18 protein-coding genes and 1 pseudogene are annotated in these 17,821 nt (G+C 30.8%); 7 read left to right on the top strand and 12 right to left on the bottom strand.

Going from position 1 to position 17,821, the window contains the following annotated elements; translation table 11 throughout:
- Window positions 1-8: 8 nt before the first annotated feature.
- The 10 genes and pseudogenes from CF66_RS03135 to CF66_RS03090 all read right to left on the bottom strand — a co-directional run bounded on the left by CF66_RS03135 (window position 9) and on the right by CF66_RS03090 (window position 8,353).
- Window positions 9-1,079, bottom strand: a complete 1,071-nt coding sequence (locus tag CF66_RS03135) for a flagellar basal body P-ring protein FlgI (protein ID WP_034411612.1) — start codon at window positions 1,077-1,079, stop codon at window positions 9-11.
- Window positions 1,080-1,112: 33 nt separating this feature from the next.
- Window positions 1,113-1,751 (bottom strand): annotated as a pseudogene (locus CF66_RS03130) (flagellar basal body L-ring protein FlgH); the annotation flags it as partial.
- A gap of 164 nt (window positions 1,752-1,915) precedes the next feature.
- A complete protein-coding gene (flgG, locus tag CF66_RS03125; RefSeq protein WP_016503761.1) occupies window positions 1,916-2,704 on the bottom strand; it encodes a flagellar basal-body rod protein FlgG in 789 nt (262 codons plus the stop codon).
- Window positions 2,705-2,726: 22 nt separating this feature from the next.
- Window positions 2,727-3,491, bottom strand: coding sequence for a flagellar basal body rod protein FlgF (locus tag CF66_RS03120; RefSeq protein WP_016503762.1), 765 nt, complete (start codon window positions 3,489-3,491; stop codon window positions 2,727-2,729).
- A gap of 44 nt (window positions 3,492-3,535) precedes the next feature.
- Window positions 3,536-4,840, bottom strand: coding sequence for a flagellar hook protein FlgE (flgE, locus tag CF66_RS03115; RefSeq protein WP_016503763.1), 1,305 nt, complete (start codon window positions 4,838-4,840; stop codon window positions 3,536-3,538).
- Window positions 4,841-4,868: 28 nt separating this feature from the next.
- Window positions 4,869-5,585, bottom strand: a complete 717-nt coding sequence (locus tag CF66_RS03110; protein ID WP_016503764.1) for a flagellar hook assembly protein FlgD — start codon at window positions 5,583-5,585, stop codon at window positions 4,869-4,871.
- A 36-nt stretch (window positions 5,586-5,621) separates the two neighbouring features.
- Complete coding sequence (gene flgC, locus CF66_RS03105; protein ID WP_016503765.1) at window positions 5,622-6,038, bottom strand: flagellar basal body rod protein FlgC; 417 nt, start codon at window positions 6,036-6,038, stop codon at window positions 5,622-5,624.
- Window positions 6,039-6,041: 3 nt separating this feature from the next.
- Complete coding sequence (gene flgB / locus CF66_RS03100) at window positions 6,042-6,440, bottom strand: flagellar basal body rod protein FlgB (protein WP_016503766.1); 399 nt, start codon at window positions 6,438-6,440, stop codon at window positions 6,042-6,044.
- A 143-nt stretch (window positions 6,441-6,583) separates the two neighbouring features.
- Window positions 6,584-7,411: a CheR family methyltransferase gene (locus CF66_RS03095; protein WP_016503767.1), complete on the bottom strand. Its 828-nt coding sequence runs from the start codon at window positions 7,409-7,411 to the stop codon at window positions 6,584-6,586.
- Window positions 7,412-7,429: 18 nt separating this feature from the next.
- The gene (locus CF66_RS03090) at window positions 7,430-8,353 is read right to left on the bottom strand and encodes a chemotaxis protein (RefSeq protein ID WP_016503768.1); all 924 of its coding nucleotides are present in this window, start codon (window positions 8,351-8,353) and stop codon (window positions 7,430-7,432) included.
- A 75-nt stretch (window positions 8,354-8,428) separates the two neighbouring features.
- Here CF66_RS03090 and flgA point away from each other — a divergent pair, with 75 nt between their 5' ends.
- Window positions 8,429-9,157, top strand: coding sequence for a flagellar basal body P-ring formation chaperone FlgA (gene flgA / locus CF66_RS03085; RefSeq protein WP_016503769.1), 729 nt, complete (start codon window positions 8,429-8,431; stop codon window positions 9,155-9,157).
- A 235-nt stretch (window positions 9,158-9,392) separates the two neighbouring features.
- Window positions 9,393-9,818 carry a flagellar export chaperone FlgN gene (flgN, locus tag CF66_RS03080; RefSeq protein WP_034411609.1) on the top strand — a complete coding sequence of 142 codons (426 nt, stop codon included), beginning with the start codon at window positions 9,393-9,395 and terminating at the stop codon, window positions 9,816-9,818.
- A gap of 22 nt (window positions 9,819-9,840) precedes the next feature.
- Here the strand turns inward: flgN and CF66_RS03075 are convergent, their stop codons facing one another.
- Both CF66_RS03075 and CF66_RS03070 read right to left on the bottom strand, forming a co-directional pair.
- Complete coding sequence (locus CF66_RS03075; RefSeq protein ID WP_016503771.1) at window positions 9,841-10,254, bottom strand: LPP20 family lipoprotein; 414 nt, start codon at window positions 10,252-10,254, stop codon at window positions 9,841-9,843.
- A complete protein-coding gene (locus CF66_RS03070; RefSeq protein ID WP_034411607.1) occupies window positions 10,251-10,898 on the bottom strand; it encodes a FlgO family outer membrane protein in 648 nt (215 codons plus the stop codon). Before CF66_RS03070 ends, CF66_RS03075 begins: the two co-directional genes overlap by 4 nt.
- 168 nt (window positions 10,899-11,066) lie before the next feature.
- Here CF66_RS03070 and CF66_RS03065 point away from each other — a divergent pair, with 168 nt between their 5' ends.
- From CF66_RS03065 to waaF, 5 genes are all read left to right on the top strand, one after another.
- Window positions 11,067-12,203: a flagella assembly protein FlgT gene (locus tag CF66_RS03065; protein ID WP_034411633.1), complete on the top strand. Its 1,137-nt coding sequence runs from the start codon at window positions 11,067-11,069 to the stop codon at window positions 12,201-12,203.
- A gap of 290 nt (window positions 12,204-12,493) precedes the next feature.
- Window positions 12,494-13,330, top strand: a complete 837-nt coding sequence (locus tag CF66_RS03060; protein ID WP_034411605.1) for a CPBP family intramembrane glutamic endopeptidase — start codon at window positions 12,494-12,496, stop codon at window positions 13,328-13,330.
- 223 nt (window positions 13,331-13,553) lie between these two features.
- Complete coding sequence (locus CF66_RS03055) at window positions 13,554-15,305, top strand: bifunctional glycosyltransferase family 4 protein/polysaccharide deacetylase (protein ID WP_034411603.1); 1,752 nt, start codon at window positions 13,554-13,556, stop codon at window positions 15,303-15,305.
- Between the two features lie 204 nt (window positions 15,306-15,509).
- Window positions 15,510-16,730, top strand: coding sequence for an O-antigen ligase family protein (locus CF66_RS03050; RefSeq protein WP_034411601.1), 1,221 nt, complete (start codon window positions 15,510-15,512; stop codon window positions 16,728-16,730).
- Window positions 16,731-17,762, top strand: a complete 1,032-nt coding sequence (gene waaF / locus CF66_RS03045) for a lipopolysaccharide heptosyltransferase II (protein WP_034411599.1) — start codon at window positions 16,731-16,733, stop codon at window positions 17,760-17,762. It abuts the gene before it with no gap.
- The last annotated feature ends 59 nt before the right edge of the window (window positions 17,763-17,821 follow it).

Genomic DNA, 17,821 nt, shown 5'->3' with positions numbered 1-17,821 from the left:
CTGAACATTTAAAGAATGATTATCTTCCCTTCAATAGCTCCCGCTCGTTTTAGAGCTTGAAGAATTACTATCAAATCAGAAGGAGCTGCTCCTACCTCATTTATCGTTCTTACTAAATCTTCCAATGTTAAACCAGGAGCGAATTTAAACATCTTACCTTTTGTTTCAGGAATACCTTTATTTATAGAAGAGTTTGACCCTTGTTCATCAAATGTTTCAGTTTCTTTTATCGCTACTGTCATATTTCCATGAGTAATTGCTGCAGGCTTAATACGAACATGTTTACCAATCACAATAGTTCCTGTATGTGAATTAACAACAATTTTTGCTGAAACATCAGCTGGTTCAAAATCTAAATTTTCAATTGTTGATAAAAATGATACACGCTGATTAATATCTCTCGGTGCTCGCACTTTTACTGAAGTTGCATCAATTGAGGATGCAGCTTCAGAACCTAGAAAACTATTAATTGTATATGCCATACGTTGAGAAGTCGTAAAATCAGACTCTAATAAATTTAATGTAATGAAATCGCCTCTACTAAAAGGGTTATGCACCTCCCTTTCTATCATGGCACCATTTGGAATCATGCCAGAAGTTAAATTATTTCCAAGAATTTTGGAACCATTGGAATCAATAGAACTAAAAGCACTTACGATCAAATTTCCCTGGGCAATAGCATATACTTCTCCATCTAAACCTTTAAGAAAGGTTTGTATTAAAGTTCCACCACGTAAACTTTTTGCAGAGCCAATAGATGAAACTGTTACATCAAGAGTTTGTCCTTGCTTAGCAAAAGCGGGCATACTAGCTGTTACAATAACAGAAGCAACATTTTTATTTTTCAGTTTTTTTCCATCTGGCAATGAAATACCAAAATTTCTCAACATTGCGTTAAAACTTCGCTCTGTGAAAGGTGTTGATTCTCCAGTTCCAGACAAACCAGTAACTAATCCATAACCTAATAACTGATTACTACGAATACCAGATACTTGAGCAATATCTTTAATTCTGGCAGATTGTGTTTCTGCAGTCACTATCAATAAAGATACACTAATAAGTAAGAAAAAGCTTTTCATTATACTGCTCTTCCTCTTCTTTTTTAAAAAAAATTAGAAAAATTTCGATAAAAAATCACTTTCATATGTATGAGGAGGTATACTAAAAAATCTTGCAAAAAAACCAGGTTCTTGTACAGACTGATTTGTTCCTTTACCAGAATATTGAATTCGAGCATTGGAAATTCGACTTGAAGTAATAGTATTATCAAAGCTAACATCATCTGGACGAATAATACCACTAAGTCGAATATACTCATCACCTGTATTTAAAGTAAGCCATTTTTCACCACGAATTACCAAATTACCATTTGGTAAAACCTTGACTACTTCAACTGTAATTAAACCTGAAATACTATTGCTTTGATTTGCCTCTGCACTACCAGTAAATTTATTGTCATTATTTATCTTATATGAAAAATCATAATCACTAATATCAAGTGACTGACCACCTACCTCTAAGGGAAGCATAGATAAATCATTTGTTTTGGAAAGATCAGAAACCGAACTTTTTTCTGCCTTTGTTCTTTCATTTAATTTAACAGTAATAATGTCACCAACATCACGTGGTTTTAAATCACTATATAAACTATTTCTACTCTTTACACTGAATAAAGAACCTGTTTCTGCTATGTAGTGTTTTGGAATATATTTAGGATAAACAGGAGCCCATTCAGGATCACCTAATATAGGTTCAATTTTATTAAAATTAGAAAATTCCTTATTTTCTTTTAATACATTATCAACTTTCACAATTTCATCGGCATCCAATTTTTTTGACATATCCAATGTAGTACAACCTGAACAAAAAAGAAGCACCAATAAAAATGAATAAATCATAGAAACAACCTTATGTATTATAATTGTTGATTAATAAAACCTATTATTTTATCAACAGACGAAATAACCTTAGAATTCATTTCATACACTCTCTGCGCTTCAATCATATTTACTAACTCTTCAGTTACATTTACATTAGAAGTCTCTAACATTCCTTGACGAACATCACCAAAACCATCAAAACCTGGTACACCCTCCTGAGGATCACCACTTGCTCCAGTTGGCAAAAAAAGATTTTTACCAATTGGCTCTAAACCACTAGGATTTATAAAATCTGCTATGGTAATTTGACCAATAACTTGGTGATTTTTCTGACCTGGCATACGTACTGAAACTTCACCACTGATACCAATAGTGATACCAGTTGCATCATGTGGTATTACTATTTCAGGCTCTAAAGGATAACCTGCACCAGAAGTAACAAGAGCACCCTCACTATTAACGGTAAATTGACCATTTCTAGTATAAGCCATATTTCCATCAAGCATAGCAATTTGAAAAAAACCAGATCCCTCAAGCATCATATCCAAATTATTATTTGTAGTTTGCGTATTACCTTGAGTATATACTTTTTGCGTTGCCACAACTTTAGTACCTGAACCAAGCATTAAACCACTTGGCAATGTAGTATTTTGAGACGATTGTCCCCCAGGCTGATTAATATTTTGATAAAACAAATCTTCAAATACAGCTCGACTTTTTTTATAACCAACTGTAGAGGCATTTGCTAAATTATTAGCAATGTTAGAAATATTAGTTTTCTGAGCATCTAACCCTGTCTTGCTTATCCATAATGCAGGATGCATAATAATCTCCTTAAATTATCAATTAATTTGTATGAAATAATAAATCAGATGCTTTATCCATATCCTCTGCAGTACTCATAATTTTTATTTGAGTTTCAAATTGTCTTTGCAAAGCAATTAAATTTGTCATTTCTTCTATAGCATTGACATTGCTACCTTCTAAGGAACCAGATAATAACTTTACACTCTCATCAGACTGATACATTGAAATTTCATTTCCCCTTTCCCTTTCCTTTAGGCGCAATAATCCATTAAAATCTTTAAACAAAGACTCCTGATTTAAGTTTACTAATTTAATACGGTTAATAGTTTCAATAGAATTTGCTGGGGCGCCTTTTAATATGACTGAAATACTTCCATCATTACTAATTTCTACTTTACTAACCGGAATTGGCAGTGCGATAGGTGCATCAGAATCTCCTAAAACAAGATGACCAGAAGAATTTGTTAACAAGCCATCCTGGTTGATAATGAAATTTCCATTTCTTGTTAATCCTTCATGACCAGATTCATCAATTACTGAAATCCATCCATTACCCTGGATCATTATGTCTAAATCATAACCAGTAGTAACCATGGAACCTTTAGAAAAGTTCTGTCCTGAACGTTCTGTCATACTAAATACACGGCTAGGTACTCCATTACCATATGCTGGCATAGCTCTTGCCTGAGCTAAATCAGCGCGAAAAGCTGTAGTGCTAACATTAGCTAGATTATTTGCACTAACTTTCATCGCTTGCATGGTCTGTTTCGCACCATTCATCCCAAGAAACAACGCACGATCCATAAATCTACTCCACCGAATACATTAATAGTTAAATAAATAATTATCTAACGAATTTGTAAAATATTTTGTTGTAATTGATTATGAACTTCTAAAGAACGTGAGTTAGCCTGAAAATTTCGCTGTGCAGATATCAAATCTACTAATTCTTGAGTCATATCAATGTTAGCTTGTTCTAGACTACCATTATTGATAGTACCAAAAGAACCTTTATTTGACTCACCCCAAATTTTATTACCAGAAAATTGCGTGGAATCCCATTGAGTTCCACCTCTTTTATCAAGACCTTGCTCATTAGGAACACGAGCCATAGCAACTCTGCCTAAATTAACACTTTCACCGTTAGAATAGCTGCCTAATACAGTACCATTTTCATCAAAATCAATTTTAGTTAAAAAACCAGTTGTAGCTCCATCTTCATCAAACTTAGTTAGTTCAAATGGAGAAGAGAACTGCGTTGCTTCAATTAAACTAAATGATAATACTTGTTTGTTATCTGCACCATTCAGATCAATTGGAGTATTACCTTCACCTAATGCCTTTGACACAATATCTTTATTATTATTTAAGCTTGCTAATGTACCATCATTATTAAATCTCATTGTATGACCAATATGTCCAGTTGATGATACTGCATCACCATCCATAATGTGAATTGGTTTCTCAGAAACTTTATCAGTGACTGTATAGTACGTTTGCCATGTATTAGGTTGATTTATATCTTTAAGATAATAAGTTGTTAACTTGTAAGATTGACCCATAGAATCATAAATAGTTGATGATGTTAAACGATTATATGTTTCAGGATCGCTATAATCGAATAAACTAGGATCCTTTAATTCTCCAGTCGCAGGTAAATTAACACCAACATTAATATTCACTGTCTGCTTCGGTTTCCCAAACTCTGCTGGAATAGCCAAAGGATTAGCTTCATAAGATAGTACATCACCAGTATCTTTATTAACTTGGTAACCGAGAAGAAATTCATCATTTGCTGTTACCATATAGTTATCTTTGTTAATATGAAAGGCACCATTACGTGTTAATTCGTTTTGCTGAGGTATTAATCGATCTTTTGCTACAACAAAAAATCCCGTACCAGAAATACGCAAATCCATTGGATTATTAGTATAGACACTGGAACCTTCATGAAACTGTTGAGCAACTTTATTGGCTTGCACTCCTTGTCCTGGAGTGGTTTTAGCATTTGTAAATAAAGAAGTGGAATGTACATCACCGAATTCTGCTCGAGATTCTTTGAAACCAAATGTATTAGCGTTAGCAATATTATTGCTAGTAGTATTTAAATCCAACTGAGCTGCAGATAAGCCACTTAAAGATATATATGACATTTATAAAAACCTCCTAAATCAATAATAATTACGTATCATCAGCAATTTCTAATACTTCGGAAAGATGAACTGGTAATTCAAACCCAGCTAAATTTAACAATATGCTGTTACTATTACTATTGCCAAGTAGTACACTATTAACATTAGCATAAACTGATACAGCAAATTCATTGTTTTTTCCATTCAATAAGCCTGATGCTTTAATTTTATATTTTCCAGCCGGCAAGAAATTACCATCTTCATCTTTACCATTCCAGTCGATCCGATGAATACCAGCAGGCTTATAACCCAGTTCAGATGAATGTATTAGTTGTCCATTTTCATCCTCAATATGAATAAATAAATTATCTAAATGGTTAGGAAGCATAACTGCAGCTTCGATGTCTTTATCAGGCTTTTCTTTTAAACCTACTTTATTACCTGGTACTAATACACTACGACCTACTAAAGAAGAGGCTTGCAGTGCCTGATTTGACATTATAGACTGATTAAGACTTTCAAACTGAGCATTCATTTTTTGAATTCCATTAATAGTAGCAAATGAAGCCATTTGAGCAATCATTTGATCATTACTAACTGGCTTAAATGGGTCTTGATGAGCAAGCTGCTTCGTAAGCAAAGAAAAAAAATCTTCTTGTCTGATACCTTGATTCACTATTACTTTAGCAGAATCCTTATGCTGTCGTTTTTTTATCTGGTCAATATAAGACAAATTGGTCTGACTAACACTATCTATTGTTGACACTAATTAACCCTCTAACAGTTTGATTTATTTCTTATTTTATTTACCCATTTGCAATGTACTTAATAACATTTGTTTACTTGCATCAGTCACCTGTACATTCACTTGATATGAACGGGAAGCGGAAATCATATTCGCCATTTCTTCCATTAGATTAACATTAGGTTTATAGATATAACCCTGATCATTTGCGAATGGATGACTAGGATTATATTCTCTATTAAGAGGTTTAGAGCTTTCAACAATACCTAAAACTTTTACTGGTATTACATGATTATTACGACTATGAGCTTTACGTAAGTCAGCAGAAAAAACAGGATGCCGTGCTTTATAAGTCTGACTATAAGAACTAGATACACTATTAATATTTGCTAAATTACTCGATGTAGTATTCAAACGAATAGACTCAGCATTCATTGCAGAGCGAGTAACATTAAATACATGAAATAAACTCATGAGTTATTCTCCCTTGATTGCTTTCGTTAAATTTCGAAACTTACTTCCAAGAAAATCTACGGACACTCGATGTCTAATTTGATTTTCCATAAATAAATTTCGCTCAAAGCTAACATTTACTGTGTTTCCATCACCTGTATCCGGTTGAGTAGGAATTCGATACAACTGCTGAACACTCATCGTAGTCTTGTTAGCATCAAGATGGTTTTCATGTGTACAAAAAAAATTAGCAGATAAATTTGAAGTTAGCATCAATAAAGTATTACGAAAATCCATCCCTTTTGCTTTAAATCCAGGAGTATTTGCGTGAGCAAGATTAGTAGCAAGTATTTCAGCATGACGCTCACGTAAATTAACTGAATATTGATGAATACCTAAAGAATTATCAAAAGAAATAACCATATATATATATCCTAATCTTTTTTCTAAGTGCAATTTAATAAGTCTAGCAAACTAGCAAACAATTTATATTTTAATTTAATAGTATAAATCTAGATTATTTTTTCAATAAGTTAAAAAGTTAACAATACTAATAAATTTTAATATTATTTTAGTTGATAAACAATTCCAGGATTACAATGAATCATCTCAAAACGATCAGTTAATCCAGATAAAGATTCTGATGCTCCAAGAAATAAATATCCACCAGGATTAAGAGTATTTGCGATTTGATCTAATACCTGAGATCTCATACCTATTGAAAAATAAATCAAAACATTACGGCAAAAAACAACATCAAATTTACCAAGAGATACATAACTTTTCATGAGATTATGTAATCGAAAATCAATCAAACGTTTAACATTATCTTTAATTTTCATTCGACCATTACCAAGATTTATAAAAAAGTCCTGACGACGTTGAAGAGAAAGACCACGCTCAAGTGCTAAAGTATCATAGATACCAGCACGACATAGATCTAACATACTATTAGAAATATCAGTTGCAGTTATAAATATACTTGGAAAAATCCCCGGATCATTTCCTTGAGATTCTAATATGGTCATTGCAATAGAATAAGGTTCCCAACCAGATGAACTTGCCGAAGACCATATTTTAATTAACCGATTAACAGAAGTGATCTCTGGCAATATTTTTTCTGACAACACGGTAAACGGATAATTATCTCTAAACCATAAAGTTTCATTAGTGGTCATGGCATCCACAGCAGCAGCCCGTAAATCTCGATTGCTGTCTATAGCAACATTGCGTAATAATTCAGATAAAGAAGCTACATTAAATTTAGTTATTAATGGAGTTAAACGACTTCTTACTAAATATTGTTTATTATCTCCCAAAACGATACCACATTGTGCTTCTAAAAAAATCCTAAATTTTTTGTATTCTTGATCAGTAATAATTATAGATCCCATTTATACCTCTTGAGTACTTTATTTCATTAGCGCGGTCTTGACTGCATTACCAAGTTCATTAGGATTAAATTTAGCAATAAATAAATTTGCTCCAACTCGTTCTACCATTGCTTGATTAAAAACACCGCTCAAAGAAGAATGAAGGATGACATATAAATCTTTTAAATCAGAATTACTTCGAATTTCTGCTGTCAATGTATAACCGTCCATTCCTGGCATTTCAATATCCGAAATAACTAAAGCAATTTGATCATATATGTTACCTTTGCGGGACATCTCTAACAGTTTTTCATATGCTTCTTTGCCATTTTTAACAGTCAGCACTTCAAAACCAATAGAAGAAATTGCTAGCTCTACCTGCTTTCTCGCTACTGCGGAATCATCAGCAATCAAAACACGGCGCACTATATCTTTTCTAACTTGATTTATTTCTTCAACAATTAATGGATTCATTTTATTACTAATTGGTGCTATTTCTGCTAAAATTTTTTCTACATCAAGTATTTCTACTAACTCATTATCGATATTAGTAACAGCTGTTAGATAATTTCCTTTACCTGCTCCGTCTGGTGGAGAAAGAATTTCCTCCCAGCGCATATTAATAATTCGCTCTACTGAGCCAACTAAAAAAGCTTGAATAGTACGATTAAATTCTGTGATAATGGTAAAACATCTGTTTGTGTTAGTAGTTGCTTTTCCACCAACCGCTAAATTTAAATCGATAACAGAGATAGTATAACCACGGACATGGGCAATTCCTCTGATAAGACGATGAGAATTTGGTATCAAAGTAAGCCTTGGACATTGAAGAACTTCTTTTACTTTGAATACATTAATCCCATAACGCTGACTCCCTCCTGTTAAACGAAAAGTCAATAATTCTAAACGATTCTGACCTACAAGTTGTGTGCGTTGATTTACTGAATCAAGGATACCAGTCATACACTTATTTGAACCTCAAATTTTTATAAAAAAGATGAAAGATAAACAGACCATCTAAAAATTAAGAGAAAAACGATGATATATTTAAAATCATGTTGGCGGTTTTCTTCTATAACTAAGTGTAGAGCTTTATATATTTTTTTTTATTGCTCTTTTAGTTTTTGTTTATATTCTTCAACAGAAGATCAAATAAAAATCATTCAAAAAACTGCTGAAGACTATATAATTAGCCATATTAATATACCAGAATCAAAAGAACGAATAAAAGTAAAAGCATCTAATATCCGTTGGCGATCCTTCATCACTAACTGTTCTTCTCCTTTAATTCCTTCATCTCCTTCTTTAAATTTTTCAACTAGAAATATAACTGTTCTTATTCAATGCAAAGAAGATAATTGGAAAATCTATGTTCCTGTTCAAATAACTCGGTTTATACCTCAAATTATAATGACTTCTTCCCTAAATACTGGTCAAATTATCAAGCCTGATCATATCACAATTAGAATGACAGATTTATATTATTTTCATAGACAGGGAGTTTCTTCATTAGAGGAAGTAATTGGAGCTAAAGTTAAAAGAAATTTATACATTGGTGATTTTTTAGAAATTAATGATGTGTGTATAGTATGCCGTAATGATATAGTTACCATTAAAGCAATAATGAAAGGCATAACAATTACCGATAAAGGAATAGCTCTTAAAGACGGGCATAATGGTGAAAAAATAAAAGTAAAAAACAAGAAATCTAAACAAATTATTGAGGGAATAATAACAGGATCTGGTGAGGTTACAGTACAGATTTAATTCTTTATTTTTAATTGGTTTTAGGCTGATATTGTCATATCAGTAATTGTCACTTAGAATCTAATCAAGGTATGTTTTAAGAAATACGATAGCACTACTAAATTCAGATGTGTTCAATGCTACTAACTATCTAGGTATTTAAAGATATAGATTACTAAACTAACAAGTATTAATCCAATAATAAAATAAATAAGCATTAGATGATAAAAAAAGATAAAGCAATTTAAGGACTATTATGAAAGTGTTATCTGACTTACTTGTTTATCAGCTTAAAAATGCAACCCAACTAGCTGCGCTTTTAGAAAAAGAGAAACTAGCTATTGCTAATCGAAATTCTTCTCAAATAGAATTCCTGGCTAAGGAAAAAATAGCTCTTATAGAACAATTAAAGGAAACTGATAATCATATTAATTCGTATCCTGATATTTCTAACATAATAAAAATCAAAAACTTTAGTAAGCAAATAGATAAAATATATTCAATTATTCGAGAATGCAAAGTATTAAATTTAATTAATGGTGAGGTACTTGAACGAGTCCGATTAAGTTTTAGTAGATTACATAGTTTAATACAAGAAGATAATGAAAATGGAAGTATAATTTACAATTCAGTTGGTAAAAAATTTACGATAAACACCCCAGGAACTGATATCAAAGTTTAAAAAATATTATTTTCCATTTAAATCAGAAAATAGCTTTTTTAGGCCTATCTGGAACATGATATATCTCCTTTATTTTACAATAATCGCGACGAAGTTGATTCATCTTCTCAATATTCAAACGAAGTTCTGTCACGTAGTTATCTCCAACTTTATAATTACGTACTACTTCCGCTCCTACAATCAAACCATCTACAATGCTGGTTGCTATATCAGAAACTCTCATACCATAAATCTGCTCTGTAAGCTCTCGATAAGCATCTAGCTTTGAAGCTCGTATAGCATGTATCTGTTTTTCTTCATAAGTTTCTCCTTCTTGCTGAGTAATATTAGCGTAACCTACTGCTGTAAACCAATCTTGTCTATATTTATTACTCCTATACAAAGGCTGACAACCAATAAGAATCACAATAGAAATTAATACGTACCATTTATTCAAAACAACCTCCTAAAGGACAAATTAAAAGTATAAGGCTCGATAATATTCGAACTCAAACGAATTAAGTGACCATTTTCTATACTAATAGAGTTTAATATATCTAGATCACGACCAATAGCTTCTATTGGTAAAAAGCCCTGTGCTGTAGCAACAACTATACGAGAATTCATTTCCACTATACGAGCATTAATTGCTATGCCACCCTTTTGATGTAACATTGTACCTGTCAGGATATATTGAATTTTCTGTTCCCTAGAAAGCTTTTTCCAGTTACGACTAAATACAAAGTCACCTTGCTGAGTTACTTGAATTGATCCAGTAGTTTTAAAATCAACTACATTAAACCCACGACGTTGAAACTGATAGATAAAACTTTCTGCTAATAAATTGCCCAACCAATTTGTTGTATCTATATCCTGTAGGTCTACAAATGAAACTACAGCTATTGGTTTATTCCTTGATAAATTTATATTAGAAATCATTAAATCTTCAGTCATACTCTGAATAAAAAAATCCAATGCATGACGGGGTTTTTTTTTAAACATAAATAGAGACTTTAAGTAAGATTGTTTCCCATCATGAATTGGATCATAAGTACAAGCAGTTAACAATACCACTAAACTTAATGACAACCATTTATTCATTTTTTTGAATTCTCCAAAAATATTAAGATATCTATTAATATGTTGATTGATCAATAAGATTCTTGTTTCATAGATAAAACTTACTTGCATTTAACTTATTGTTAAATAACAATGAAGAAAAATTGAATTTTATAATAAGTAATCATACCTAAAATAACAATGATACAAATACATAAATATGTACCACAATTTTTTTTAGTACTGTACTTAGTATTTTATACAGCACACTCTTTTGCTGTATGGTATGAGGTCACAGGAACTTCGAGAATACTTTCTTCTGAAAGAATAGCACGTGCTCGTGCTTTGGAAGATGCCTTATTTAAGGCTGTTAGCTTTTCTGGTAAAAATATTGGTACCATTAATAGTTTAATCCCTTTTTTAAAAGAGCATAAAACAAAATACCACTTTGAAAATCATTTAGTTCGTCATATGCTTATTGAGAAACAAGAAATAGAAAATAATATCTTTTTTGTAAAAGCCAAAATTCAAATTCTTCAATCAAGAAAAATCTGCGATAATCAGTATAAAAAAACATTTTTAGTAAGCAACATTAATTTAGCTTATCCAGAACAAGCGGTTTTGGGCCAGATTTACAATATAGGTGAAGATTTTTCTCGTATTATTAGTCGTCAATTAAACCAAGAATCAAGGAGCTTTATATCTGTTGGTACAACTAATTATGAGATAGACAAAGCTTATCCAGAACGATTAATAATGATTGCCAAGGATGCACAAGCTCAATTTATTATTACTGGCACTATTACAGATTTAACAATAACGTCTGATGAAAAAAAAAATCAAAACAAGAATTCTACAGTTCGCCAATTTGCAATTGAAATACAAGTTTTTGATGGAAAAACTGGCCAAAAAATATATGATCAAAACTATCGAGAAGTTGCTAAATGGTCATTTGCTAAAGTCACTCAAGTAAATACTAAAAGCGCTAATTTCTGGCTGTCAGATTACGGAGAAATGATTTTACAAGTCAATCGTAGAATAATGTTGGACCTAGAATCTCAAATGTCTTGCAAAATAACTTTACCAGAAATTATTTCTAAACTAGAAAACATAGTAACTATGAACTTAGGACGCTTACATGGAGTAAAAAAAGGAGATAAACTTCAGCTTTGGCATATGAATTCATTTACTGACTCACAAGGATTTCTTAGAAAGAGAATAAATCAAAGTGATATCACCCTAACTGTTTCTCGTGTTTATGAGAATCAATCAGAACTTAAAATTAACGAAGTAGAATTAGGTAAAAGTATTCAAATCGGTGATTTTGTACAAAAATTACCGTCATAATAGTATAAGTAAAATTAAACGACGTATTTTAAACGCTTGCCTAAATATAATCTACTATATAATCAAACAAATGTGTATAATCCTGCCTGCTTTGCTTTCTAAACAAAAAAACACATTTATTTATAATGCAAACCTACTATCCAGACCACTAATAAAGCAGAACAATAAATTAATCTTTGGATTAAAAAAAATAAACCCTAAACCTTCTCATGTTTTTAAAATTGAGCTTTTTAGTAAGGTTAAATAGAAACTTTCATCTTAATTTACACTATTTTATAAGGGTTTTTAATATGATACTAGAATCCTCTAGCTTAATCATTTGGGTGTTACTTGCTTTTGCTATTATACTTTCATTTTTAAGAAGAACACTATCAACAATCATAGTACTTTCCACAACATTAATAGCCGCATTTTTTTTAGATCAACTTGATATTTCAGCCCTTATCTCAACTATTCTGATTTTTATATTGTCATATAAAACACCTTTATTAAAAAAAAAATGGAAACAAATATCATTATCTATTATTACACTTTGGTCATTAGGTGTATTTTTTCATGTAATTCCAGGTTTTCATAATTTTAAAGTACTAGATAATGTAATAGCAGGACCCAAAAGCAGTCCTTTTACTATGTATTTAAATCTTGATAAGCCTCTTATCTTTTTTGTTTTACTGCTAGCATTGCCAAAAATAATGGAACCTCATCCTCCAATACCTAACATAAAAGCAATTTTCATCACAATATTCCCTTTATTTAGTTTATTATTTATTGCCTCTTTAATAAAAGCTATACAACTTGAACTAACTATACCAAGCTGGTGGTGGATTTTTGCTTTTAATAATTTGCTTTTTACATGTGTATCTGAAGAATCTTTCTTTAGAGCATATATACAAAAAAACATTACTACTCAAATTGGATGGATTCCAGGACTTGTTTTAGCTAGTTTATTGTTTGGATTAGCACATTTTTCTGGTGGTTTATTACTTATTTTTTTTTCTACATTAGCTGGTTTAGGTTATGGAAGTATTTTTCATTTTAGCCATCGACTATGGGTAGGTGTATTATTTCATTTTTTGTTTAATTTTATTCATCTTATTTTTTTTACTTACCCAATACTTGCTAAGTAAAATTATTTCATCTTAAAATTTGCTTAATTATACTTTAGTGATTACTAAAAAAATAAAATAATTTTTATCTTAATTTAACTTTATTATACGTCAAATAATTTATGTATTTTCTATCGAATCAAGTTTAGAATTAATCAATTATTAATCTGTAATAAATAACTTACAGAACTAAAATGCTATTGATAATGTTGGTTAAATTAAATTTTAAAAGGTTAAATCATAGATGAATATACTTATGGCTTTATCTCAACTAGAAATTACTGGAGCTGAAGTTTATGCTACTACTATTGGTAATACACTTACTAATCGAGGGCATAATATTCACTATGTATCTGATACATTAACTAAATCACATGAGGGTAAATTTCATAAATTAAATTTTAACAAACGTTCTATTATCCATCGACTTTACCATTTAATATATCTACTATTTTTAATTAAAAAACATAATATACAATTAGTACATGCACACTCTCGTGCCTCAAGCTGGATCTGTCATATAGCCTGCAAACTTTCCAGTATACCTATGATTACAACAATCCATGGTTATCAACCAGTTCACTGGTCAAGAAAGGTGTTTTATGCAATAGGTGATAAAGCGCTTACAATTTGTGAAGCTGTTCATGAACAGCTTATTCATGATTTAAAAATCCCTCCTAATTATCTTCAAATTAGTCGTAATGGAATAGAAATAGAAAAGTTTTCTTGGCAAGTTGCTCCGAACAATAAAAAACCTATCATAAGCATTATTGGCAGATTAACTGGAGAAAAAGGAAGGGTTTATTATAATTTACTCAACAAACATTTAAATTTAGAAAAATATCATATTCAACTTATTTCAAGCTCTACGCTAAAAGAACCTTTTAGCAAAATATCATCTAAAATTAGCTTTCTTGGATATTTAGAAGATATCGTTCCAATACTTGCTCACTCAGATTTAGTAATAGGTTCAGGGCGAGTAGCTATAGAATCTCTCTTATGTGGAAGACCTACTCTTGCAATCGGAGAAGCAGGCCTAGTTGGTCTGATAGATGAAACTAATATTGATCAAGCTATGATAACTAATTTTGGTGATATTTATTCTAAAACGATTATCAATAAAAATTTATCAGATATAAAGAATCAAATTAAAAAAGGTCTAGACAACAAGTACTGTTTAAAGAGTATTAGGAACCAAATCAAGCAAAACTATAATTTATATAATATAGTTAATCAAGTAGAAAAAAATTATCAAACGCTCTACATGGAAAAATTACTTAAAAAAACCCCAATCATTATGTATCATCGTTTTATTCAAAACAATAATGAGAAAGGAGTGCATGGAACATATCTTCATGTTGATATGCTTGAAAAACACTTTAAATTATTAAAATGGATGGGGTTTGAAAGCCTAACATTTGAAGATTTAGCAAATATAGAATTTATTCGTCATCTTAATATTATCAAACCAGTAAAACGTTATATTATTATTACAGTAGATGATGGTTATGAAGATAACTACCATCTGTTATTACCACTTCTTAAAAAGTATAATTTTAAAGCTATAATATATACTGTTACTGGAGAAAAAATTAATCGCTGGGATACAGAAGTTACAACTTGTCCAGAAATACCAATACCATTAATGACTAATAAACAACTTAAAACCATTTCCAACTCAGGCTATATTGAAATAGGAGGTCATACTCTGACTCACCCTCGTCTAAATACATTGAATTTTGAGCAACAACAATATGAAATCGAAAAAAACAAAATCTACCTAGAGGCTTTACTTGATAAAAAGTTAACTTCTTTCGCTTATCCTTATGGAACCTATAATCAAGATTCTGAAAATATAATCAAGGAAGTTGGATATAAATTTGCTGTTATAACTAACGAACAGTCACTCAATACTAACATTAACTTTTATCAGATTCCTAGAATAGCTATATTTCCAAGAACTACAATCTTTGGTTTATGGCGGAAATTACACTAACATCATGAAAAACAATTTAATATATATATCTAATAAGTCTATATAATATGTATTGCTTTTCTGATAACTTAGATAACTTAGATAACTTAGATAACTTAGATAACTTAGATAACTTAGATAACTTAGATAACTTAGATAACTTAGATAACTTAGGCCTTTTTATATTTATTACCATATCCACGGATTAGATGTAGATAAAATACTATGAACTTAAATTATATAAATAGAACTTTATCTGTAGCTGCTTTATTTTTAGTTCCTTTTTTACTCCTTTGGACCAAAAATTTCAGTGTAATAACTATCGCTTTACTTATAGCATACTCTATTTTTTTTATCATAAAAGATAATATCTCACTGGTATATGATACCTTTGACTGTCTAGTTATAACCTGTCTTAGCATTTATTTTGTAGTAAACATTCCTAATGTGTTTATAGATACTGGTGAATTTAGATATTTTCAAGGAGGAATTCGGTTACTTCTTTGTATACCTATATATATATTTATCAGGGAAACCCTTGCCGATAATTGCTTTCATATTAAAGCGCTATCTTTAGGAATCATTGCTGGTTCATTTTGTTCTCTTTTAATAGCTATATATCAATATTTCTTTTTAGGCTATACTAGAGTTGATGGCTGGTTATATAGCATTAATTTTGGATATTTATCTTGTTCCTTAGCTTTTTTAGCCATTTGTTTAAGCTTTGATAGCGAATATAAACAGTATCTCAGATTAGCTTTCATTGCTGCTTGCATATCCACTTTTCTTACCTTAACTCGAGGGGCAATATTTGCTATTCCAATAATAACTTCATTTATCGCACTTCTCAACTGGACAACTAATTTTAATTTTAAAAAAGTGTTATTAATTAGTATTAGCTTTCTTATGATATTCTTAATATTCTTTTTTACTTCTAATAATTTTCAAAAACGTATCAATTTTACCATAGAAGAATTTTCATCCATAACCTCTGGTAATATTCATGATTCAGTATCTTCTGGAGGACGGATCATGCTTTGGGAAAGTGCACTAAAAGCTTTTCTCAAAAGTCCATTTATCGGATTAACTTATCCTGAACGTGAAACTTTCAATCAGAAACTTTTTGAACGAGGAGAAATAACAAATTGGCATCTCGGAATTAAACGTGGTCATGCACACAGTCAGTACTTTGAAATGTTAGCAAGCAATGGTTTACTAGGAATAATAGGTTTGATAGGAATGCTATTTTTACCGTTAACTATGTTTTCATATTATTACATAAAAACAAACAATATTATTTCACTAACTGCTGCAACATTTGTAGCAGGATTTAGTATTTTTGGTATTACAGAAGTACTGTTACAAGCTAATTTAATCAGTGCTTTTTATGGATTTATGTTAGCTACTTTCTTCGCATTTATTAAACATGAAAGGCAGTCATACTAAATGAAGATACTTATTATAGGACCATCATGGATTGGAGATATGATAATAGCACAAAGTTTATATATGACCCTAAAAACAATGTATCCTTACACGATAATTGACGTTCTTGCTCCGAATTGGAGCAGTCCGATTCTAGAAAGAATGTCTGAGGTTAATCAAATCATTCAAATGCCAATCAAGCATAGTTCACTTCAGATATCTTCTCGATGGAAACTAGGCCGTCAACTAGCAAAAAATAATTATACACATGCTTATATTCTACCAAATTCAGCTAAATCTGCTTTAGTTCCATTATTTGCTGGAATTAAAAAACGAATAGGATGGAAAGGAGAATGGCGCTATGGACTATTAAGTGATCTAAGAAAAAAAAAACATTTATTTCAATACATGGTTGAATGTTATGTTGCTTTAGCGTATGAAAAAAAAGATTACAAAAATAGGATAGCATTAAGTAATTGTCCTATCCCTAATTTAAAGGTTGATCTTAACTCTCAAAAAATAATTATACAAAAACTTTGCTTACATCAGGATAAACCAATCATTGGAATATGTCCTGGAGCTGAATTTGGTCCAAGCAAACAATGGCCAGCAGATAACTACACTAAAGTTAGTCAACATGCTATTGAACTAGGTTATCAAGTTTGGTTATTTGGTTCTAGTAAAGATAAAAATATATGTAACCAAATCAAACATTCTATGTTAAAAAAACAACAATATGAGTGCAAAAATTTATCCGGAAAAACTAATTTAATTGAAGCTATTGACCTCCTTGCTGCTTGCCATACAGTAATAAGCAATGACTCAGGTCTCATGCATATCTCCGCTGCCGTTGGGTGCAATATTATAGCTATTTATGGTTCAACTTCACCAAAATATACTCCCCCTCTTACAAATAAACTTCAAATTTTATATGCTAAAAACGTTGCTTGCAGACCATGTTTCAAACGTAAATGTCCTCTAAAACACTTAAATTGTCTCAAAAAACTATCACCAAGCAATGCGATTAACGCACTAAATAAAGTTGCTCAATAATGTAATGGATGTAAATTAAATAATCTAAAATACATCTAAATATAAAAGTATATATTCTT

The sequence above is a fragment of the Candidatus Photodesmus anomalopis genome, from assembly GCF_000731785.2.
Taxonomy (GTDB): Bacteria; Pseudomonadota; Gammaproteobacteria; order Enterobacterales; family Vibrionaceae; genus Vibrio; species Vibrio anomalopis.
The sequence above is the reverse complement of the archived record's forward strand: the minus strand, read 5'-3'. Positions and strand labels throughout refer to the sequence as shown.